The organism is Bradyrhizobium neotropicale, from assembly GCF_001641695.1.
GTDB lineage: Bacteria > Pseudomonadota > Alphaproteobacteria > Rhizobiales > Xanthobacteraceae > Bradyrhizobium > Bradyrhizobium neotropicale.
On the sequence record NZ_LSEF01000091.1, the window covers coordinates 57517 to 80023 of the forward strand.

Below are 22507 nucleotides of genomic sequence, written 5' to 3' on the forward strand. Positions count from 1 at the left end.
TCGTCACTGCGACCGCTGCACCGCCGGCTTCTCGCTCTCCTGCCGCGCCGCCGAGAGATTGTGCGCGGTGTTGATCAGCGCGATATGGGTCAGCGCCTGCGGGAAATTTCCGGTCTGGCGACGCGCCCCGGGATCGTATTCCTCGGCCAGAAGCCCGACGTCGTTCGCAAGTCCCGCAACGCGATCGAACAGCACTTGCGCCTTGTCGAGATCGCCCGACAGCACGCAGGCATCGGCGAGCCACAAGGTACAGGCGAGGAACGCACCTTCGATCGGCTGCTTCTCGTCGGACACTTCGCGCGGATCGTGCCGCAGCACGAAGCCGTCGCGCATCAGGCATTTCTCGACGGCCGCGATGGTGCCGCGAACGCGCGGATCCGACGGCGGCAGAAAGCCGACCGCGGGCAGCAGCAGCACGCTGGCATCGAGCAGCTTCGAGCCATAGGACTCGACGAAGGCATTCTCTGCGGCATCGAAGCCCTTGTTGCAGACGTCGCGATGGATGGCTTCGCGCAAGGCACGCCAGTGCAGAAGCGGCGCCTTGAAGCCGAACGTCTCGGCGCTCTTGATGCCGCGGTCGAAGGCGACCCAGGTCATTACCTTGGAGAAGACATAGTGCCTGGGCTGTCCGCGGCGCTCCCAGATGCCGTGATCGGGTTGGTCCCAGACCTCGGCGAGGTGATTGATCACGGCACATTCCAGCGCCCAGCTCTCCTCGTCGAGCTTCAGCTTGGCCATGCGTGACTGGTGGAACGCGTCGATCAGCTCGCCGTAGACATCAAGCTGGAGCTGCGCATGTGCGGCATTGCCGACCCGCACCGGCTTTGCACCCTCGTAGCCGTCGAGCCAGCCGGCCTCCCATTCGAGCAGCCGGCGCTGCCCCCAGATTCCATACATGATCTGCATGTGCGAGGGCGAGCCGGCCGCCGCGCGCAAGAGCCAGTTGTGCCAGGCCAGCGCTTCCTCGGTATAGCCCGAGTTCATCAGCGCGAGCAGCGTGAAGGTGGCATCGCGCAGCCAGCAGAAGCGGTAGTCCCAATTTCGCGTCCCGCCGAGCTTTTCCGGCAATGACGTGGTCGGCGCCGCCACGATGCCGCCGGTCGGATCGAAAGTCAGCGCCTTTAGCGTGATCAGCGAGCGCACGATGAGATCGTGATAGTTGCCGTCCCGGGTGCATTGGCTGCACCAGCCCTTCCAGAACGTCTCGGTTTCCTGAAGTGCGATCTCGGGATCGATCGGCTCGGGCGGCGGGAGATGCGAGGGGCCATAGGTCAGCACGAAGGGCACGGTCACGCCGGCCTTCACCTCGAACTCAGCGACCGTCGTGAGATCCTTGCCCTGTGTCTCGACAGGCGTGCGCAGCACCGTCATGTCCTGGCCGCAGATCGCAAACAGCGCGCCGTCCTCGGTTCGCCGCACCCAGGGAATGTCGGCGCCGAAGCCGAAACGGATCACGAGCTCCATCCGCATCTTCACCGTGCCGCTGACGCCGCGCACCAGCCGCACGATGTCGGACGCCTTGCCGCGCGGCGGCATGAAATCGACCAGCGCGACGGTGCCGCTCTCGGTCTCGAAGCGTGTCTCGAGGATCAGCGTGTTGCCGAGATAATGGCGCGACGTGCTCGTGACGGAATCACTCGGCGCGATCAGCCAGCGCCCGTTCCTGTCGGTGCCGAGAATCGCGGCAAAGCAGGCGTCGGAATCAAAGGCCGGCCAGCACAGCCAGTCGATCGAGCCGTCGCGGCCGACCAGCGCCGCCGTCTCGCAGTCGCCGATCAGTGCGTGGTCCTCGATCCTCACTGACACTTCGTTGCTACCCTGCGAAGCGGCGGGAACTCAACCCCCGCCGGCTGACGAACGTTCCCGCGTCGCGGCCTTCAAGGCCGCGAGATCGACGCGCGAGGCAATCTTGTCAAGCGCGACCGGCAGCCGCTGGCGCCAGTTCGGATGCTCATCGATCGTGCCGGGAATGTTGGGCTGGTCGATCACGCCGAGCAGGTCCTCCAGCGAGACCGCCAGAAGTCGCGACGGCGTGCGCGACAGGAAGGTGAGCACCGAATAGAGATCGTTGGCCGTGATGCCGTTGAAGCGCAGGATCTCGTCGAGCATGCCGAGTGCGTGCCACCGCGCCTCGTCGTTCTCGCCGGGATCGATCCCCAGCGAAAGCTTCATCTTCAGATCGCTGAAGGAGCGCCAGCCGGCATAGGTGCAGAGATCGTGCGTGTTGAGCGTGACCAGCGCGTTGGGCCGGTAGTGATCGATGTTGCGGAAACGGCCGGCATCATCGCGCTCGAACATCATGACGAGATAGGACCAGATGCCGAAATCCTGCATGGTCTCGCGGAAACCTTCCGGCACGGTGCCGAGGTCCTCACCGATCACGATGCATTTGTGCTTGGCGCTCTCGCGCGCGACCGCCGCAAGCAGCGCCTCGAACGGCATCTGCACATAGGCGCCATTGTCGGGCTTGAAACCGCGCGGCACCAAGTACAGCCGCTTCAGGCCGAGCACGTGATCGAGCCTGATCGCGCCGGCATGGCGCATCGAGGCGGCCAGCATCGCGGCGAAGGGCACGAAGGACTGCGCCTCGAGGCCACCGGCATTGAAGCCGGCGAGGCCCCAATCCTGCCCCACTGTGTTGAGCACGTCGGGCGGCGCGCCGACGGCGAGATGGCGGGAGATCGCCATCTGCTCGTTCCAGGCGTCGAAGCCGTTGGATTGCACGCCGACGGCGACGTCGAGATAGAGCCCGACCTTCATGCCGAGCTGGGCAGCAAGCACCTTGGCGGCCTGCAATTGCGACTCGGCGGTCCACTGCACGAATTCGACGAACTCGACGTCGCGCTTGTCCGGGCCATCGCGCAGTTCGGCGAGTTTTGCCTCGTCCGGCTGCTGCCATTCCCGCGGCCATTCCCACCATGGCCCTGCGAAGCGATGCCGCAATACCTCGAAACAGGCAAAGCGGGACAATAGCGGCGCGCGCTCGGTGCGGAATGCGGCAAACTCCTGCCGGCGCGCCTCGCTCGCCTTCGTCACGAAGCTGTCAAAGGCGACGCGCAGGCCTCGCCATTTCAACGGCGCCATCTCGCGATAGCGGACGCGATCGCCCTCCCGCAGGCGCGCGGCGATGGCGGCCGCATCGGGGACGAGTTTGGGCGAATATTCGGGGATGGCCTCGACGTCGATGTAGAGCGGATTGAGGAACAGGCGGCTGTTCGGCGAATAAGGGCTGCAATCGGCCGGATGGTCGTCGAACAGCACATGCAGCGGATTGAGCCCGACGCCGTCGGCGCCTAGCTGCCGGGCGAGCCGGACGAGACCAGCAAGATCGGTGTAATCGCCGATGCCCCAATTGCGGTCGGAGCGGACGCTGTAGAGCTGCACCGCGAGCAGCCAGCCGCGGTCGAAATCGCCGCCAAAGGCCCGCTCGGGTGCCACAATCATCGGCACCTCCTCCGAAACGCCCTCGGCATCGGTCAACGTCAACCGGTGGTAACCGAGTGGCAGGCCGGCCGGCCAGGAAATCACCGGCTCGCGCGTTTCACCCTGCGCGATCACGTTGAAGCTGCCGGTAATCTTCCACTGAAGCGGCGTCGCGCCGGCGGCGGCCAATTGGGTGCGTGCATTCGCGAGCGCACGAACCACGACCGGCCCGCTGACGAAGCGATAGACCCGCTTCTCCGGCAGGGCGTCGAGGATCGATTTCAGGGCCTCGGGCGCGGTGACCCGCAGCTTTCCCAGAGCATCGATGAATTCGGACTGGACGCCCTTGATTTCGGCTTGATCTAAGAGATTCATTCGGCACGCAGCTTGCAGGCCACCCTTTTGCCGGGGGCGTCGATTTTGAGGAGGCGGCGGAAGACGTTAGTCAGGGGTAACTCGCAGACCACACCTGCCGTTCCCAGGGGGAACTAATGACACACAAGCGGCTTTCTATATAGGTACCAAGCGTCGGTTCCCGACAAGGGAAACGGGACCCTGCTTTGTTGTCAATGGCATCACCGTGAACAAGACAATTCAAACTGTCGAGAGTGCCGCAGCCGGCAGCGCTTTCCTCATTGAGGACGTCTATCCGATGATTGACGGCGGCCGCTTTGCCGTGAAGCGGATCGCGGGCGAGCGGGTCGAGGTCTGGGCCGACATCTTTCGCGACGGCGACGCCGTGATCGGGGCCACGCTGGTATGGCGCCGCGAGCAGGACCGGGATTGGCAACGCGAACCGATGATCCACCATAGCAATGACCGCTGGTCCGGCGCGTTCGTCCCGACCGAGCCCGGCCAATATGTCTATGCCATCGAAGCCTGGACCGACGAATTCGCCACCTGGCGTCACGGGCTGGAGCGGAAACAGCTCTTCGGCGCCGACGTCACGCTCGATGCGATCGAGGGCGCCGGCCTTCTGACCAAGGCGCATGGCGCGGAGCAGAACGCCGCGGCGGTCATCGTGAGACAGTGCGAGAACTACCTTCAGACCGGCGAGGTCGCGCCGCTGCTCGCCGCCGAGCTCGGCGAGGCCATGTCCGAGAGCCAGTCACGGCCGGATCTGACCCGCTCTCCTCTCTTCCCGCTGACTGCCGACCGCGACAAGGCGCGCTTCAGCGCCTGGTACCAGATGATGCCGCGCAGCCAGAGCGGCGTGCCCGGCCGGCACGGGACGCTGAGGGACTGCATCGCGCGCGTGCCCGACATCGCTGCGATGGGCTTTGACGTGCTCTACTTCACACCGATCCATCCGATCGGCCACACGCGACGCAAGGGCCGCAACAATGCACCGATCGCCAGCAAAGGCGATCCCGGCTCGCCCTACGCCATCGGCGGCGCCGAGGGCGGGCACGATGCCTTGCATCCCGAGCTCGGCACGATCGAGGATTTCCGCGCGTTGGTCGCAACCTGCCTCGAATACGGCGTCGAGCTCGCGCTCGATTTCGCCGTGCAGTGCTCGCCGGATCACCCCTGGCTGACGCAGCATCCGCAATGGTTCAAATGGCGGCCGGACCGCTCGGTGAGGGCCGCGGACCGCCCCTATTCCGATATCGTCATCCCCGATTTCGCCTGCATCGACAGGACCGCTCTGTGGAGCGCTTTCCGCGACGTCATGCTGTTCTGGATCGACCACGGTGTGACCATTTTCGCCGTCGACAATCACGATACCGCGCCGCTCCCGTTCTGGGACTGGCTGATCCGCGACATCCGCCGCCGACATCCCGAGGTGATCCTGTTCTCCAAGACATATACGCGGCCGAAGCCGATGAAGGGGCTGGCCAAGCTTGGTGTCGCGCAGTCCTTCAGCTACTTCCCCTGGCGCACGCAGAAATGGGAGCTGGAGCAATATCTCGGCCAGCTCACCAACTATCCCGAACGGGACTTCTATCGTCCGAACCTGTTCGTCAACACGCCTGACCTGTTGCCCTATCATCTCCAGGGCGGCGAGGCCTGGGCGTTCAAGTCGCGGGTTGCGCTGGCGGCGACACTTTCGGGCAATTACGGCGTCTACAGCGGGTTCGAGCTTCTGGAACACTCCGCCATCCCCGGCCGCGAGGAATATCTCGATTCCGAAAAATACCAGATCCGGTCACGCGACTGGAACCGGCCCGGCAACATCAAGGGCTACATCGCCGCGCTCAATCGCATCCGCAGCGAGAACATGGCGCTGCAGCAGACGGCCAATCTCCGCTTCCTCGCCATCGAGGACGGCGAAACGCTCGCCTTCGCAAAGGAGGCGGCCGATCCGGCCAACACCGTCGTGGTCGTGATCGCCCTCTCGCGCCGTGCGCGCGAATTCTGGCTGGCGCTCGGCGACATCACGGTTGACGCCGGCGGAGATCGGCACCACGTCACGGTCCTCGAAAACCTCCTGACGGGCGAACAGTCCCGCATCGAATGGGGTGGGATCAGGTTGCACATCGATCCCGACCGCGATCCGGCGCTGCTGTTCCGCTGCCTGGCGTAAGGGCGCACGCCATGAATGTTCTCTCCTCCGTTGACACCAAGAAGATTGAGGTTGCCGAGATCGTGGACGAGCTCTGGTACAAGGACGCCATCATCTACCAGCTCCACGTCAAGGCCTTCGCCGACAGCAACAATGACGGCATCGGCGACTTCGCCGGGCTGACCGAGAAGCTGCCCTATCTCCAGGACCTCGGCGTCACCGCGCTATGGCTCTTGCCGTTCTACCCTTCGCCCGGCCGCGACGACGGTTACGACATCGCCGACTACGGATCGGTCAATCCCGATTTCGGGACGATGAAGGATTTCAAGCGCTTCATCCAGGAAGCGCAGCGCCGCGGTCTGCGGGTGATCACCGAGCTCGTCGTCAACCACACCTCGGACCAGCACAAATGGTTCAAGCGCGCGCGCCGCAGCCAACCTGGCTCGAGCGCGCGGAACTGGTATGTCTGGAGCGACTCCGACCAGAAGTACCAGGGCACGCGGATCATCTTCACCGACACGGAGAAATCCAACTGGACCTGGGATACGGAGGCCGGCGCCTTCTACTGGCACCGCTTCTTCTCGCACCAGCCGGATCTCAATTTCGACAATCCGCGCGTCGTCAGTGCCCTCATCCAGGTGATGAAGCGCTGGCTCGATGCCGGGGTCGACGGCTTCCGGCTGGACGCCATTCCCTATCTCTGCGAGCGCGAAGGCACCTCGAACGAGAACCTCCCCGAGACGCATACGATCATCAAGCGCCTGCGCCAGGAACTCGACGCCTACTCCAAGGGAAAGCTGCTGCTGGCCGAAGCCAATCAATGGCCGGAGGACGTGCAGGAATATTTTGGCCGTGGCGACGAGTGCCACATGGCCTATCACTTCCCGCTGATGCCGCGCATCTACATGGCGATCGCGCAGGAGGATCGCTTCCCGATCACCGACATCCTGCGCCAGACGCCGGACATTCCCGCAAGCTGCCAATGGGCGCTGTTCCTGCGCAACCATGACGAGCTGACGCTGGAAATGGTCACGGACGTCGAGCGCGACTATCTGTGGTCGACCTACGCCAACGATCCTCGCGCGCGCATCAATCTCGGCATCCGCCGGCGCCTCGCGCCGCTGATGGACAACGACCGCCGCAAGATCGAGCTGATGAATTCGCTGCTGCTGTCGTTCCCCGGCACGCCGATCATCTATTATGGCGACGAGATCGGCATGGGCGACAACATCTATCTCGGCGACCGCAACGGCGTACGCACGCCGATGCAGTGGAGCCCGGACCGCAATGGCGGCTTCTCCCGCTGCGATCCCGCCCGCCTCTACGCCCCGCTGATCATGGATCCCGTCTATGGCTATGAGGCGGTCAATGTGGAGGCGCAGTCGCGCAGCCTGTCGTCGCTGCTGAGCGGCACCAAGCGGCTGATCTCGGTGCGCAAGTCAACGCTCGCCTTCGGCCGCGGCACCATGACCTTCATCCGCCCGGCCAACCGCGCGGTGCTCGCCTATGTCAGGCAGTACCGTGACGAGGTGATCCTCTGCGTCGCGAACCTCTCGCGTGCCGCACAGGCGACCGAGCTCGACCTGACGCCGTGGAAGGACCGCATCCCGCAGGAAATGCTCGGTCGCACCCGCTTCCCGGCGATCGGCGAACTGCCCTACATGATCACGCTCGGGCCGTACGGCTTCTACTGGTTCCAGCTCCTGGAGCGCGACAAGTCCGAGCCGATCGTGCCGCGCGCGGTGCCGGAATTCGAAACGCTCGTGGTGCCGGTCAACTCGACCTGGGTGTCGCTCGCCCGCGAACGCAGCGTGTTCGAGAGCGACGTGCTGCCAGGGTTCCTGTCGCGGACGCGGTGGTATCCCGAGCATGACCCCAAGCAGATCCGGCCTCAGCTCACCTCGGCAGTCCCGTTCTGCGACATCGGCGACAACCGGCCCTGGATCGCCTTCTTCGAGGCGACGCAGCACGACACACCCGCGCGCTACGTGCTGCCGATGCAGATCGAGTGGGTGCGCTTCGACCGCGAGCGGTTCAACCCGAAAGCGCTCGCCGCCGTGCGCCAGGGGGCGCGCGAGGGCACTCTGCTGGACGTCGCGACCGACCAGATCTTCATCGGCCTGTTCCTGCGCAACCTGTCGCAGAACCTCGTGGTGGAGGAGAACAATCTGCGGCTGGAGTTCAAGTCGACCAGCCTTTTCGCCGACTACGCCGTCAAGGAGCCCGAACGCATCCGCGCGATCGAGCAATCGAACAGCACCGCCCTCGTCGACAACAAGTATGTCGTCAAGATGTACCGGCAACTCGAAAGCGGTACCAATCCCGAGATCGAGATCGGCCATTACCTCACGGAGGTCGCCCGCTTTGCCAACACGCCGGCGCTGCTCGGCAGCGTCGAGCTGGTCGAAGGCGACCAGCGCAGCGCGCTCGGCGTCCTGCACGCCTATGTCGAGAACCAGGGCGACGGCTGGGCCGTGACCGCGTCCCATCTCGACCGTTATATCGACGAGCAGCGGCTGTGGATGGCGAGCCACCAGATGTCTCACGACAGCCAGGAGCCCGCGTCCTATCTGCACCACCTGGTGCAGACCGGCCGGCGCCTCGCCGAGTTGCACATGGCGTTGGCCGCAGCAAAGCCTGGCGACCTCGCCGCCGAGCCGATCGAACCGGCGCACGTCAACCGCTGGATCACCGATCTCAAGGCCCGCGCCGACCGGATCTGCGAGCGCCTCACCGAAAGCCGCGAGGCCTTCCGCGACGCCGATCGCGCACTGGTCGACCAGCTCTCGGAGATGCGTGCGGGCCTCGCCGACCGGCTGACGACACTATTGCCATCGGGTCTCAGCGGGTTGAACATCCGTCATCATGGCGACTTCCGCCTCGGGCAAACTCTGATCGTGAAGGACGATATCTTCATCATCGACTTCGACGGCAATCCGCACCTGCCGCTCGCCGACCGGCGGCGCAAGGCGCCGGCCGCCCGCGACGTCGCCGGCCTGATCGGCTCGATCGAGCTTGCTGCGTCCGCTGCGTTCCATCGCGCCCTCGCCGGCGCCCCCGATGAGCAGGACCGGCTCGCAGCCGCGCTCGGCGAATGGCGCGAACGCGCCACGGCGACGTTCCTGACCGCCTATCGCGAAGCCATGACGAACCGGCAGCTCTGGCCAAATGATCCGCAATCGACGGACGGCCTGTTAAGGTTTTTCATGCTTGATCACGCATTCGATGAGGTGGAGTACGAGCTGTCCCACCGGCCGGAGGGGCTCAACGCTCCGCTGACCGGGCTGCTCCGCATTCTGTCCAATGCCGAGAGCGAAGCACATGCCTAAACTGCCCGCCGAAGCCTATGCGATCATCGAGGGCCGCCACTCCGACCCCTTCCACTATCTCGGGCTGCATCCCGAGGGCAACAGAAGCGTCGTGCGCGCCTTCCTGCCCGAGGCCTCCAATGTCGAGGCGATCGGCGAACACGGCGAGGTGGCAAGGCTCGACCGCGTCCACGACGCCGGCCTGTTCGTCGGCGCACTCCCGAACGGCTCGAAGCGCTATCAATTGCGTGCGAAATTCGGCGACAGCGTCGTCGAGTTCGAGGACGCCTACCGCTTCCCGCCGATCCTGACCGACTTCGACCTCTATCTGCTCGGCGAAGGCACCCATCAGCGCCTCTACGACAAGCTCGGCGCGCATCCGATGACGCTCGACGGCGTCGACGGCATCGGCTTCGTGGTGCTGGCCCCGAATGCACGGCGCGTCAGCGTGGTCGGCGATTTCAATTTCTGGGACGCGCGGCGCCATCCCATGCGGGTGCGCGGCATCGGCTATTGGGAATTGTTCATCCCGCATGCCAAGGCGGGCAATCACTACAAGTTCGACATCGTCGGTCCGCACGGTCACCAAGTCCCGTTGAAGTCAGACCCGCTGGCGTTCGCGACCGAGGTGCGGCCGAAGACGGCGTCGATCGTATTCGACGAGGAACATCTGCCGCGGCCGCGCCCGGCGCCCGACGGCATCAACGCGCTGTCGGCGCCAATGTCGATCTACGAGGTCCATCTCGGCTCGTGGCGGCGCAAGAACGACAATGAATGGCTGACCTATCGCGAACTGGCCGAGCAGTTGCCGGCCTATGTCCGCGACATGGGCTTCACGCATGTCGAATTCCTGCCTGTCAGCGAGCATCCCTTCGACGGCTCCTGGGGCTATCAGCCGACCGGCCTCTATGCACCGACCAGCCGCTTTGGCCCGCCGGAGGACTTTGCCGCCCTCGTCGATGCCTGCCATCGCGAAGGCATTGCCGTGCTGCTCGACTGGGTGCCCGGCCACTTCCCGGACGATCCGCACGGGCTCGGCCATTTCGACGGCACCTCGCTCTACGAGCATGCCAATCCGCTCCAGGGCCGCCACCTCGACTGGGGCACGCTGATCTACAATTACGGCCGCACCGAAGTGATGAACTTCCTGGTGTCGAACGCGCTGTTCTGGCTGGAGCGCTACGCGATCGACGGCCTGCGCGTCGACGCGGTGGCCTCCATGCTCTACCTCGACTACAGCCGCCCCGCGGGCGCCTGGATCCCGAACCAGTATGGCGGGCGGGAAAACATCGAGGCGATCGCGTTCCTGCGCCGCTTCAACACCGAGGTGTTTGCGCGTTTCCCGCAGGCAACCACGGCGGCCGAGGAATCCACCGCATGGCCGCAGGTCTCGCGCCCAGTCGAATTCGGCGGGCTCGGCTTCGGCTACAAGTGGAACATGGGCTGGATGCACGACACGCTGAACTACATCAGCAAGGACCCGATCTACCGCAAGCATCATCACGGCGAGATCCTCTTCGGCCTGCACTACGCCTTCTCGGAAAACTTCATCCTGCCGCTGTCGCACGACGAGGTCGTGCACGGCAAGCGCTCGATCCTGGGGCGGATGCCCGGCGACGAGTGGCAGCGCTTCGCGAACTTGCGCGCCTATTACAGCTTCATGTTCGGCCATCCCGGCAAGAAGCTGCTATTCATGGGCGCGGAGATCGCGCAGGGCCGCGAATGGAATCACGACCAGTCGCTCGACTGGCACCTGCTCGAATACAGGAACCATTCCGGCATCCAGGCGCTGATCCGCGATCTCAACCGGCTGTATCGCGCGGTACCGGCGCTGCACCAGATGGATTGCGACCATGCCGGCTTCGAATGGCTGATCACCGACGATGCCAACCGCAACACCTTCGCCTGGATGCGCAAGGGATTCGACGAACACGCACGCTGTCTCGTGATCGTCAACTTCTCACCCAACGTCTATCGCAACTACCGCGTTCGCGTGCCCTTTGCCGGCAAGTGGAAAGAGGTGTTCAATTCGGACTCCGCCCATTATGGCGGCAGCAATGTCGGGAACGTCGGAGAGGTTCTCGCCGTTGACGGCAAGACGCCAGAGCTCCGCCTCACCATTCCGCCGCTCGCCGCGATCTTCCTCGTTCCGGAAAGCTGACCCATGCGCCTGACCGCCGGATCGTCCGCACGCCTCGGCGCAAGTTGGGACGGACGCGGCACCAACTTCGCGCTGTTCTCGGCCCACGCGCAGAAGGTCGAGCTTTGCCTGTTCGACAGCCAGGGCCGCCGCGAGCTCGAACGCATCGAACTGCCGGAGCGCACCGAGGACGTCTGGCACGGCTATCTCAACGACGTCTCACCGGGTCAGCTCTACGGCTATCGCGTGCACGGCCCCTACGAGCCCGAGCACGGCCACCGCTTCAACGCCAACAAGCTGCTGCTCGACCCCTATGCCAAACGGCTCGCCGGACGGCTGGTCTGGAGCGATGCGCATTTCGCATACCGCACCGGCAGCCCACGCGAGGACCTGTCGTTCGACCGGCGCGACAACGCACGCGGCATGCCCAAGGCGGTCGTGCTCGACGAGACCTTCAACTGGGGCCGGCGCGAGATCCGGCCGCACATCGCCTGGGAAGACACCGTCATCTACGAGGCCCACGTCAAGGGCCTGACGCAGAAGCGCGACGATGTGCCGCCGAACCTGCGCGGCACCTATGGCGGCCTGTCGTCGCCGGCGATGATCGAGCATCTGAAGAAGCTCGGCGTCACCACCGTCGAGCTGCTGCCGATCCACAGCTTCGTCGACGACCGCATATTGGTAGAGAAGAAGCTCGCCAATTACTGGGGCTACAACACGCTGTCGTTCTTCGCGCCCGAGCCGCGCTACGCCCAGGACAATGCACTCGACTCCTTCCGCACCACGGTCGCGCGCCTGCACGATGCCGGCATCGAGGTGATGCTCGACGTCGTCTACAACCACACCGCGGAAGGCAATCATCTGGGGCCGACGCTGTGCTACCGCGGCATCGACAACGCTTCCTATTACTGGCTGAACCGCGAGAACCCTCGCTACTATGATGACTTCACCGGCTGCGGCTCGTCGGTGAACCTCACCCATCCGCGCGTGCTGCAGATGGTGATGGATTCACTGCGCTACTGGGTCGAGGTCTGCCATGTCGACGGCTTCCGCTTCGACCTCGCCACCACGCTGGCGCGTGGCCCGAACGGCTATGACCGCGGCAGCTCGTTCCTGACTGCCGTCCGCCAGGACCCGGTGCTCGCCAACGTCAAGCTCGTCGCCGAGCCCTGGGATCTGGGGCTCGGCGGCTACCAGGTCGGCGCATTCCCTTCGCAATGGTCGGAATGGAACGACCGCTATCGCAGCGCCATGCGCCGTTACTGGAGCGGCGAAGGCAGCCTGATCGGCGACATCTCCAGCCGTATGACCGCGTCCTCCGACCTGTTCAACCATGACGGGCGGCGGCTGCGCGCCAGCATCAATCACATCACCGTCCATGACGGCTTCACACTCGCCGACCTCTTCAGCTACAACCAGAAGCACAACGAGGCCAATGGCGAGGACAATCGCGACGGCTCCAACGACAACCACAGCAACAATTGCGGTGTCGAGGGTCCGACCGACGACCCAAAAATCCTCGGGCTGCGCAGGCAGCTCCGGAAGAACGTGCTGGCCTGCCTGATGCTGGCGCAGGGTGTGCCGCTGCTCCTCGCCGGCGACGAGGTCGGCAACTCGCAGTCAGGCAACAATAACGCCTATTGCCAGGACAATGAGGTCGGCTGGGTCGGCTGGAACAATCTCGGCCACGAGGGCGAGGACATGGTCGATTTCGTCGCCCATCTCGCGGACATCCGCCGCCGCTTCTCGCAACTGCGCAGCCACCGCTGGCTCGACGGCCGTCCCACGGAGGGCGCATCGTACGGCGTCCTGTGGCTGACGCCTCTCGGCGAGGAGATGAAGGAGAGCGACTGGGATTTCCCCGATGGGCGCTTTCTCTCCTATGTGATGGGGCCGATGGAACCGGGCGGACCTGCGATCTTTATTGTCCTGAACGCCGCACCCGAAGAGATCGCATTCAGATTGCCCAACATGACCGAACACACGAGCTGGCAGCAGATCCTGAACACGACTGAGGCCAAACTGAACACGATCGAATTTGCGCCTGGAAGCGACAGCAAGGCGCCGCCGCGCTCGGTGCTCGCCTTCGCGGGCGCGCTATGAGACCCTCCTTCGGCGCCAGACCAACGAAAGACGGCGTGTCGTTCCGGCTGTGGGCGCCCGCCGCCAAACGCGTCGATCTGCTGCTCGATCGTCGTCATGCCATGCGCCGCCGCGACGACGGCTGGTATGTGGCCGAGATTCTCGGCCTGACGGCCGGCAGCCGTTACAAATTCAGGATCGACGACGAGGTCGACGTGCCCGATCCGGCTTCGGCCTTCCAGCCTGACGACGTGTTCGGTCCGAGCGAGGTGATCGACCACGCGGCGTTCGACTGGCGTGCAAAGGACTGGCGCGGCCGTCCCTGGGAAGAGACGGTCCTGATCGAGACCCATGTCGGCACCTTCACGCCGGACGGCACATATCGCGCCATGATCGACAAGCTCGATCACCTCGTTGCAACCGGAATCACCGCGCTGGAGCTGATGCCGCTCGCCGATTTTGCCGGCAGTCGCGGCTGGGGCTATGACGGTGTGCTGTGGTACGCGCCCGACGGCGCCTATGGCCGTCCCGACGATCTGAAGACGCTGATCGACGAGGCGCATCTGCGCGGCCTCATGGTGTTTCTCGACGTCGTCTACAATCATTTTGGCCCCGAAGGAAATTACCTCGGGCGCTACGCGCCGACCTTCTTCACCGACGCGCATACGCCCTGGGGCAGCGCGATCGACTATCGCATGCCGCAGGTGCGGGCCTTCGCGGTCGAGAATGCGCTGTCCTGGCTCAGCGACTACCGCTTTGACGGCTTGAGGCTGGATGCCGCCAACCACATCCTCGCGCCTGCCGGCGAGACCTCGATGCTGCAGGATCTCAGCGTCGCCGCCGGCGAGCTCGCCAAGGCGACGGGACGCCACATCCATCTCGTGCTGGAGAATGGCGACAATCGCGCCAGCCTGCTCGATGCCGCGCAGGAGCCGCCCAACGGCAAATATCGCGCGCAGTGGAACGACGACTATCATCACGTCTGGCATGTGATGCTGACCGGCGAGCTCGCCGGCTACTACGGCGACTATCAGACGCCGCGCCTTGATCTTGCGCGCGCGCTGGACTCGGGCTTCGTCTACCAGGGCGAGATCTCCGAATTCTGGGGCAACAGGCCGCGCGGCGAGCCGAGCGGCGCGCTGCCGCCGGCGACCTTCGTCAATTTCCTCCAGAACCACGACCAGATCGGCAACCGGCCGCTCGGCGACCGGCTCGAGAGCCTGACATCGCCGCGAAAGATCGAGGCGGCGCTCGCGGTCACGCTTCTCGCTCCCATGATACCGATGCTGTTCATGGGCGAGGAATGGGGCTCGACAGCCCCCTTCCCGTTCTTCTGCGATTTCCGGGGTGGCCTTGCAGACGCCGTGCGCAAGGGACGTCGGGAGGAATACGCCTGGGCCTACGCGAAATATGGCGACGAGGTCCCCGACCCGCTCGATCCGGCAACGCCGCAATCGGCCGTGCTCGACTGGACGCATCGCACGCCCGAGCAGGAGACGCGCCTATCTCTGGTGCGAGAGCTGCTCGCGCTTCGGCGCAAGGAGATCGCGCCGCGGCTGAAGGGTGCGGTCTTCGGCAATGCCGAGGCAACGGACGGCGGTCTGTTGACCGCGCATTGGCGCATGGGGGACGGCGCGATGCTGCGCCTGACCGCCAATCTGTCCGACCACGACATCACGCATTCCAGCGACAACGCAGGCACGCCGATCTGGGGCGGCGCAGCCGGCGGCCGACTTCCGCCCTGGTCGGTGCATTGGCGTCTCGGAGGTTAGCATGCCTCCCGCGATCCCCCTTGCCACCTATCGGCTCCAGCTCACCGCGGATTTCGATTTCGACAGGGCTGCCGAGGTGGTGCCTTTTCTCAAGGCGCTTGGCATCACGCATCTCTACGCCTCGCCGATCATGAAGGCGCGCAAGGGCTCGACCCACGGCTACGACATCGTCGATCACAGCCAGTTCAATCCCGAGCTCGGGGGCGAAGCCGGCTTCGCACGGCTGAGCGAGGCGCTGCAAAAACACGACCTCGGCCTCATCATCGATTTCGTGCCCAACCACGTCGGCGTGCATTTTGCCGACAATCCGTTTTGGCTGGACGTGCTGGAATGGGGACAGGCTTCGCCGCAGGCGGTCTCCTTCGACATCGACTGGGACCAGCTGCCCTACCGCGCCCGCGGCGGTGTGCTGCTGCCGATCCTCGGCATGTCCTATGGCGAGGCGCTCGAGCACGGCGAGATCGCATTGCGTTACGATCCCGACCAAGGCAGCTTTTCGGCCTGGTATTACGAACATCGCCTGCCGATCGCGCCGGAGCGCTACGGCGAGGTGGTTCGGATGGTCGTGAAGGAGGCGGACGCTGCCGGAACAGAGGCCGGCAAGCGCCTGCTCGCGCTCACCGCCCGCTACACCGGGTTGCGCCGGCCCAATCGCAAGGAAGCGCCCGCCTTCAAGCTGGAGCTCAAAGAGATCGCTGATGGCGCAGATATCATCGCGCACGGCCTTGCCGCCTATCGCGCCGGCAAGGATCGCCCGGCGCAGACGCTGGCGTTGCACCATCTGCTCGAGCGCCAGAACTACAAGCTCGGCCACTGGCGGCTCGCCTCCAGCGACATCAACTATCGCCGGTTCTTCGACGTCAACGGGCTCGCCGGCCTGCGCGTCGAGGATCCCGGCACGTTCGCAGCCACGCACCGGCTGGTGAAGCAACTGGTTGCCGACGGCAAATTGCAGGGCCTGCGCCTCGATCACATCGACGGCCTGCGCGATCCCGCGCAATATTGCCAGCGGCTGCGCCGGCTGGTGCGCGACGCACAAGGCACCACAAAGCCGTTCTACACCGTGATCGAAAAAATCCTGTGCGAGCACGAACGGCTGCCGCGCTTCGCCGGGATCCAAGGCACCACCGGCTATGAGTGGATGAACGCGATCACCCAGGTGCTGGTCGACCCCAAGGGGCTGGAGGCGCTGGACGAGACCTGGCGGCAGATCTCCAACCGCGCCCCGCGCCTTGCGCCTTATGTCAAGGAGGCCAAGCGGCGCGTGCTGGAGACGCTGCTGACCAGCGAATTCACCGTGCTGACGCGGCTGCTCACGCGCATCGCCAATGGGCACTATTCGACCCGCGACTTCTCCGCCGACAGCCTGCGACAGGCGCTCGAGCTCTATGTGCTACATTTCCCGGTCTACCGCACCTATCTCACCACGGGCGCACCGACCGAGCACGATCGCAAGCTGATCGACGACACCATCGAACGTGCCCGCGCGGAGTGGTTCGCCGCGGACGACGGCATTTTCGAGTTCCTGCGCGACGCCCTCACCATGGACCTGCTCAGGCCGGACCGGCCGCAGCACAGCACCCCGCGCGTGCGCCGCTTCGCCTTGAAGGTGCAACAATTCACCGGACCGATGATGGCGAAGTCGCTCGAAGACACCGCCTTCTACCAGTTCCACCGGTTGCTCGCCCTCAATGAGGTCGGCGGCGATCCCGCGAGCACCGGGCTTGCGCTTCCCGCATTCCACCAGACCATGCAGGCGCGCGCCAGGGAATGGCCGCACGGCATGACGGCCACAGCAACGCATGACACCAAACGCGGCGAGGACGCCCGCGCACGGATCGCCGCGCTCAGCGAGATCCCCGGCGAATGGACCAGCGCGGTAGCGCGCTGGAAGGTCATGAACGCGCCGCATCTTGCGCTCCGCGGCAGCATGCGCGCGCCGTCGGCGACATTCGAATACATGCTCTACCAGACCCTGCTCGGCGCCTGGCCGCTTCAGGGGCCAGGCCCCGACTTCGTCGAACGCATCCAGGTCTATGCGGTCAAGGCCGCGCGTGAAGGCAAGGAGGAGACGAGCTGGCTCAACCCGCACGAGGCCTATGAGCAAGGTGTAAAGAGCTTCGTCGCAAAGATCCTCGATCCCGCGCAATCCGGGGAATTTCTCGAGGCGCTGCAAACCCTGGCACGGCGCCTGGCACTGCTCGGCGCGCTGAATTCGCTGAGCCAGCTCACGCTGAAGGCGACGCTGCCGGGCGTCCCGGACTTCTATCAAGGCACCGAATTCTGGGACCTGTCGCTGGTCGACCCCGACAACCGCCGTCCGGTGGACTTTGCCGGCCGGCATGCAGCGCTGGCGTCCCTCGAAGCTCCGGACTGGAGCCACCTGATCAAGACCTGGCCGGACGGTCAACTCAAGCTCGCCTGGACGCGGCACCTGCTCAGGCTGCGCACTGAACTCGCCGACGTCTTCACCCGCGGCGACTACCAGCCGCTCGAGGTCCACGGCGCGCACGCCGGCCATCTCGTCGCGTTCGCCCGCCGGCGCGGACGTGCCGCGGCTATCATCGTCGTTGGGCGGCTGTTGTCGCCCTTCACGCAGGCAGGACGCGCATGGCCTGTGTTTGAAGAGCTCGACGCCACCGTCGACATGACGGGCTACACCGCACCGCACCTCACCGGCAACCAGTTGCCGCTAGCCCAGGCCTTCCGCGATTTTCCCGCGGCCGTCATCGGGGCTCGCGCCGCCGGCATCGCGAAGCCCGCACGGCAGCGCGTCCACGCCTGAGGCCTATTTCTTCTCGTCCTTGGTCAGCAGCAACTGGCCGCGCTTGCGGATAGTGGCCTGCGCCATCTCGGCAAAGCGCTGCAACAGCCACGGCAGCACCACCTCGACCCGCACGTGGTCGTCGGCAACATCGACCTGGCCGCTCGCGATCTGCCCGAGCGCGCGGATGCGGAAGTTCATGCTGTCGCCGCTCCAGCGCTCCTCCTCGACCTGTATCACGGGAATGCTGGCGGCCGCACGGCCAAGCCCGGATTTGAGCCGGCGCACCGCCTCCTCGCGGCCGAGACGGTGCGGAATTGAAACGATGAGCGGTTGAGACATGGCCCTGCCCCGTGTTGATCGATCCACAATTAATCATGCCGCCCCGAACGGCAAAGGTTCCGTGGAAACCGGCGCCTCGATCACGTTTCGCAACCGGAACCAACAAAGTTGCGGCAAGTTGCCCTCAGCAAGAGGACAAATTCAAGCAACCCTTTGGACAAAGGGCGGGAGGAGATTTGGTATGTCTATCGGTACAATCATTCTGATCATTTTGATCATCGCTCTGCTCGGCGGCTTCAGCGGCATCGGCGGCGGCCCGTTCTACGGCACCGGCTACTACGGCGGCGGCGGCCTCGGCCTCGTCATCGTCATCCTGCTGATATTGCTGTTGCTGGGACGAATCTAGCCGCACGCTCGATCTCGTAGGGTGGGTTAGCGAAGCGTAACCCACCACTTTTATCACCTCGGGAGAAGTGGTGGGTTACGCTTCGCTAACCCACCCTACGAATTTCGCCAACACCACCAGAAGAGTGACGTGCGACGAACCCTACTTCATCTTCCCCGCAAGCTTTTTCATCGCAGCCTTGATCGACGTAGCTGCGTCGTCGTATCCCTCCCACGCTTTCGATCGCGCCAGCAGGCCCGGCACAGTTCGCACTGTATATCGCTTCGGATCGAGATCGCTCTTCACCTGCGCCCAAGTCAGCGGCATCGAGATCGTGGCACCGGCGCGCGCACGCGGCGATAGCGGAGCCACCGCCGTCGACATGCGGTCATTGCGTAGGTAATCGAGGAAGATCTTTCCGTTGCGCAGCTTCTTCGACATGTTGAGCAGGTAGCGCGCGGGATCGTCATTGGCCGTCCACTGGCAGACCCCTTGCGCGAAGGCCTTGGCCTCCTTCCAGCTCACCTTGTCCCGCGCCCCATAGAGCAGCGGCACGACCACATGCAGGCCCTTGCCGCCGGTGGTCTTGCAAAAGCTCTCCATGCCGACATCGGCGAGCCGCTGCCGCATCTCCTTCGCCGCCTCGACGACGTCTGCAAAATCGACGTCCGGCGCGGGATCGAGATCGAACACCAGCCGCCCCGGCGTGTCGTGGGCATCCGGCGCGCAATTCCAGGGATGCAGCTCGACGCCGCCGATCTGCGCCACTGCGGCGAGCCCCTCGACGCGATCGATTTGCAAATACGGCTTGCGGTCGCCGGCGACCTTTGCCAGCTCGAGCAGGTTCGAGGTGCCCTGCATGGCATGGCGCTGGAAGAACTTCTCACCGCCAATGCCATCGGGCGCGCGCAGGATCGAGCAGGGCCGCCCCTTCAGATGTTCGATCATCCAGACACCGACCGCCTCGAAATAGCGCGCGAGATCGAGCTTGGTCACGCCCTCGCCGTCTCCGCCGTCCGGCCACAGCTCCTTGTCCGGCTTCGAGATCACGACACTCATGACCTCGGCGGTGCCGGCGTCTTTCGGCCGCGCGACCCGTTTCGCCGCGCCTGTCTTCCTGGCGGAAGGTTGGGCGAGCTCGGTATCGACTGGCGTTTCCGCCTCGACCTCCTCGGCCGGCTTGTCCTGCCGCAGCCCCTTGAACGCGGCCTGCCGGATATTGCCGTCGGCGGTGAAGCCGGCGAATTCGATCTCGGCGACGAGCTCCGGCTTCAGCCAGTGCACGTCACGGTCCTTCTTCGGCGCGTTCTTGCCGCCGAAGGGACTTTCGTTTGATGCCGCCTGCTTCAAAAGCGGCATGATGCGCTTGACCTTGTCGGCGCCGAATCCGGTGCCGACCATGCCGACAAAGGTAAGGTGATCGCCCCGATGCACGCCCGCCATCAGCGAGCGGAATTTGCCGTTAGTCGTCTTCCAGCCACCGATCACGACCTCATGTCCGGCGCGGCATTTCGCCTTGGTCCAGCTCTCGGTGCGACCGGATCGATAGGCCGCGTCGAGCTTCTTCGACACCACGCCTTCGAGCTCGAGCTTGCAGGCCGACTGCAGCACCGCATCGCCTCCGCTCTCGAAATGCTCGACGAAGCGGATCTGGCTCGACGTCTTCCTGCGCGCCTCCAGAAGCTCCTTGAGCCGCGCCTTGCGCTCGCCAAGCGGCAACCGGCGGAGATCGAGACCTTCTGCGAACAGGAGATCGAAGGCGAAAAAGATGAGACCTTCGGTCTTGCCGTCCGAGAGCGCGGCCTGAAGCGAGGAGAAATTCGGCGCGCCATTGTGGTCGAGGGCGACGACCTCGCCGTCGATCATCACGTCCGGCAGCGCGCCGGCCTCCTTGACGATCGAACGGAACTTGTCGCTCCAGTCCAGGCCCTTGCGGGTCTTCAGCGTCGCCTCGCGGTCCTCGACCCGAAGCTGCACGCGATAGCCGTCGAACTTGATCTCGTGACACCAGCCGTCGCCGGCCGGCGGACGCTCGACCGGCGTGCAGAGCTGCGGCGCGACGAAGTCCGGCAACTTCGAGACTTCCTTGGCGTTCGTTGCCGTCGTCGCCTTCTTTGTCGTCTTGCCGCCCTTCAACGCCGTGCGCGGCGCCGGCTTGACCGTGCGCCCTTTCGTTTCCTCGGTGCGGTTGGACTGCCAAACCGCGTCTGCCCTGCCTTTGGCACCCTTCGCCAGCATGAAGGGTTTTGGCGCGCGGCCCCTGCCTTGCGTGATCTGCTCCATGGCACGGCCGGAGGCGACCGACTTGTCCTGGTCGAGGATGTCGTTGTCCGCTCCCTCACGCGCATGGTCGTCGCGGTGCTTGATCAGGAGCCAGTTGGTGCGTTTTCCGCCAGTGCGATCGTTTCGCATGCGGACGAGCACCCAACTGCCGTTCAGCTTGTCACCGTGGAGCGTGAACTTGAGGTCGCCCTTCGCAAAGCCGCGCTCGGGATCATCTGATTCCCAGTAGCCGCGGTCCCACAGCATGACCGTGCCGCCACCATACTGGCCTTCGGGAATCGTGCCTTCGAAATCGCCATAGTCGAGCGGGTGATCCTCGACCTCGACCGCCAGCCGCTTGTCGTGCGGATCGAGTGAGGGCCCCTTCGTCACCGCCCAGGACTTGAAGACGCCGTCGAACTCGAGCCGAAAATCATAATGCAGCCGGCTCGCATCATGCTTCTGGATCACGAAGCGCCGCTGCTTCGAAGGCGCGACCGCAAACTCGCCGGAGGGCTCCGGCGTCTTCTCGAAATCGCGTTTCTGTCGATAGGTGGAGAGCTTTCTCAGCACGGCCGGTCCCGCATGTTCGTCTCACGTTGAAGCCTATCACGGCAAAAGTCCTACCCGGAACCAAAACCCAACAGGCTGGTTGGGGTTCCTAAAACGTCTTGAAAACACTGGAGAATGGAATGGCTCCGCGCGCCTATTGGAAGGGAACGTTGAAGCTGTCGCTGGTCGGTTGCCCGGTCGTACTCTACCCAGCGACCACCGCGGCCGAGAAGACGCGGTTTCACATGATCAACCGCGAGACCGGCCACCGGCTGAAGCAGCAGATGGTTGATTCCGAGACCGGCGACGTCGTCGAGGACGGCGAGAAGGCCCGTGGCTACGAGCTGCGCAAGGGCAAGTATGTCGAGATCGAAAAGGAAGAGCTCGAGGCGGTCCAGATCGAGAGCAACCATACCATCGACATCGAGAGTTTCGTGCCGAGCGAGGAGATCGACCAGCGCTACCTCAACCACCCCTATTACATCGCGCCCGACGGCAGGGCCGCGACCGACGCCTTCGCGGTGATCCGCGACGCCATGAAGGATCAGGAGCGCGTTGCGCTCGCCAAGATCGTGCTCACCAACCGCGAGCATGTCATGGCGATCGAGCCGCTCGGCAAAGGCCTGCTCGGCACCACATTGCGCTACCCTTACGAGCTACGCGATGAGGACCAGTTCTTCGACGACATCAAGAGCCCGAAGATCACCAAGGACATGGTCGAGCTCGCCGGGCACATCCTCCACACCAAGGCCGCGCATTTCAATCCGTCGAAATTCAAGGACGAGTATGAGGACGCGCTGAAGGCGCTGGTGAAGCGGAAAGCCAGCGGCAAGAAGATCGAGCTGCCCGAGCCCGAGGAGCGGCCGAGCAATGTCGTCAGTCTCATGGACGCGCTGAAGCAGAGCCTGAAGGGGCGCGGGGGAAGGAAGACGGCGACCAAGTCGCATGCACGCCGCGCGACCGGGAGTCATCGCAACACGAAGAAGACACAGCGGTCCACGGCGCGGCATCGCAAGGCGGGTTGACTGAAG

At 64.6% G+C, this 22507-nt stretch carries 12 protein-coding genes; 8 read left to right on the forward strand and 4 right to left on the reverse strand.

What is annotated here, in order from left to right; translation table 11 throughout:
* Nucleotides 1–3: 3 nt before the first annotated feature.
* Nucleotides 4–1806 carry a glycoside hydrolase family 15 protein gene (locus AXW67_RS31275; protein ID WP_063681020.1) on the reverse strand — a complete coding sequence of 601 codons (1803 nt, stop codon included), beginning with the start codon at nucleotides 1804–1806 and terminating at the stop codon, nucleotides 4–6.
* A gap of 30 nt (nucleotides 1807–1836) precedes the next feature.
* Nucleotides 1837–3798, reverse strand: coding sequence for a 4-alpha-glucanotransferase (gene malQ, locus AXW67_RS31280; RefSeq protein WP_063681021.1), 1962 nt, complete (start codon nucleotides 3796–3798; stop codon nucleotides 1837–1839).
* A gap of 205 nt (nucleotides 3799–4003) precedes the next feature.
* Here malQ and AXW67_RS31285 point away from each other — a divergent pair, with 205 nt between their 5' ends.
* The 6 genes from AXW67_RS31285 to treY are packed head-to-tail and all read left to right on the forward strand — an operon-like array spanning nucleotide 4004 to nucleotide 18016.
* Nucleotides 4004–5950, forward strand: coding sequence for a maltotransferase domain-containing protein (locus AXW67_RS31285; RefSeq protein WP_063681022.1), 1947 nt, complete (start codon nucleotides 4004–4006; stop codon nucleotides 5948–5950).
* Nucleotides 5951–5961: 11 nt separating this feature from the next.
* Nucleotides 5962–9258 carry a maltose alpha-D-glucosyltransferase gene (gene treS / locus AXW67_RS31290; RefSeq protein WP_063681023.1) on the forward strand — a complete coding sequence of 1099 codons (3297 nt, stop codon included), beginning with the start codon at nucleotides 5962–5964 and terminating at the stop codon, nucleotides 9256–9258.
* Complete coding sequence (gene glgB / locus AXW67_RS31295) at nucleotides 9251–11398, forward strand: 1,4-alpha-glucan branching protein GlgB (RefSeq protein ID WP_063681024.1); 2148 nt, start codon at nucleotides 9251–9253, stop codon at nucleotides 11396–11398. Before treS ends, glgB begins: the two co-directional genes overlap by 8 nt.
* Before the next feature lie 3 nt (nucleotides 11399–11401).
* Entirely contained in the window at nucleotides 11402–13480 is a 2079-nt protein-coding gene (gene glgX, locus AXW67_RS31300; protein ID WP_063681025.1) for a glycogen debranching protein GlgX, read from the forward strand.
* Entirely contained in the window at nucleotides 13477–15231 is a 1755-nt protein-coding gene (gene treZ, locus AXW67_RS31305) for a malto-oligosyltrehalose trehalohydrolase (protein WP_063681026.1), read from the forward strand. The genes glgX and treZ overlap by 4 nt, the downstream gene beginning before the upstream one ends.
* Nucleotide 15232: 1 nt before the next feature.
* The gene (gene treY, locus AXW67_RS31310) at nucleotides 15233–18016 is read left to right on the forward strand and encodes a malto-oligosyltrehalose synthase (protein WP_063681027.1); all 2784 of its coding nucleotides are present in this window, start codon (nucleotides 15233–15235) and stop codon (nucleotides 18014–18016) included.
* A 3-nt stretch (nucleotides 18017–18019) separates the two neighbouring features.
* Here the strand turns inward: treY and AXW67_RS31315 are convergent, their stop codons facing one another.
* The gene (locus AXW67_RS31315; protein ID WP_063681028.1) at nucleotides 18020–18337 is read right to left on the reverse strand and encodes a polyhydroxyalkanoic acid system family protein; all 318 of its coding nucleotides are present in this window, start codon (nucleotides 18335–18337) and stop codon (nucleotides 18020–18022) included.
* 181 nt (nucleotides 18338–18518) lie between these two features.
* On the opposite strand from AXW67_RS31315, the gene AXW67_RS41085 reads away from it, so the two are divergent.
* The gene (locus tag AXW67_RS41085) at nucleotides 18519–18683 is read left to right on the forward strand and encodes a DUF3309 family protein (protein ID WP_082908108.1); all 165 of its coding nucleotides are present in this window, start codon (nucleotides 18519–18521) and stop codon (nucleotides 18681–18683) included.
* A gap of 141 nt (nucleotides 18684–18824) precedes the next feature.
* Here the strand turns inward: AXW67_RS41085 and ligD are convergent, their stop codons facing one another.
* Nucleotides 18825–21497: a DNA ligase D gene (ligD, locus tag AXW67_RS31320; protein ID WP_063681029.1), complete on the reverse strand. Its 2673-nt coding sequence runs from the start codon at nucleotides 21495–21497 to the stop codon at nucleotides 18825–18827.
* Between the two features lie 119 nt (nucleotides 21498–21616).
* Between ligD and ku the strand changes: the two genes are divergently transcribed.
* Nucleotides 21617–22501, forward strand: coding sequence for a non-homologous end joining protein Ku (ku, locus tag AXW67_RS31325; RefSeq protein WP_063681030.1), 885 nt, complete (start codon nucleotides 21617–21619; stop codon nucleotides 22499–22501).
* Nucleotides 22502–22507: the final 6 nt, after the last annotated feature.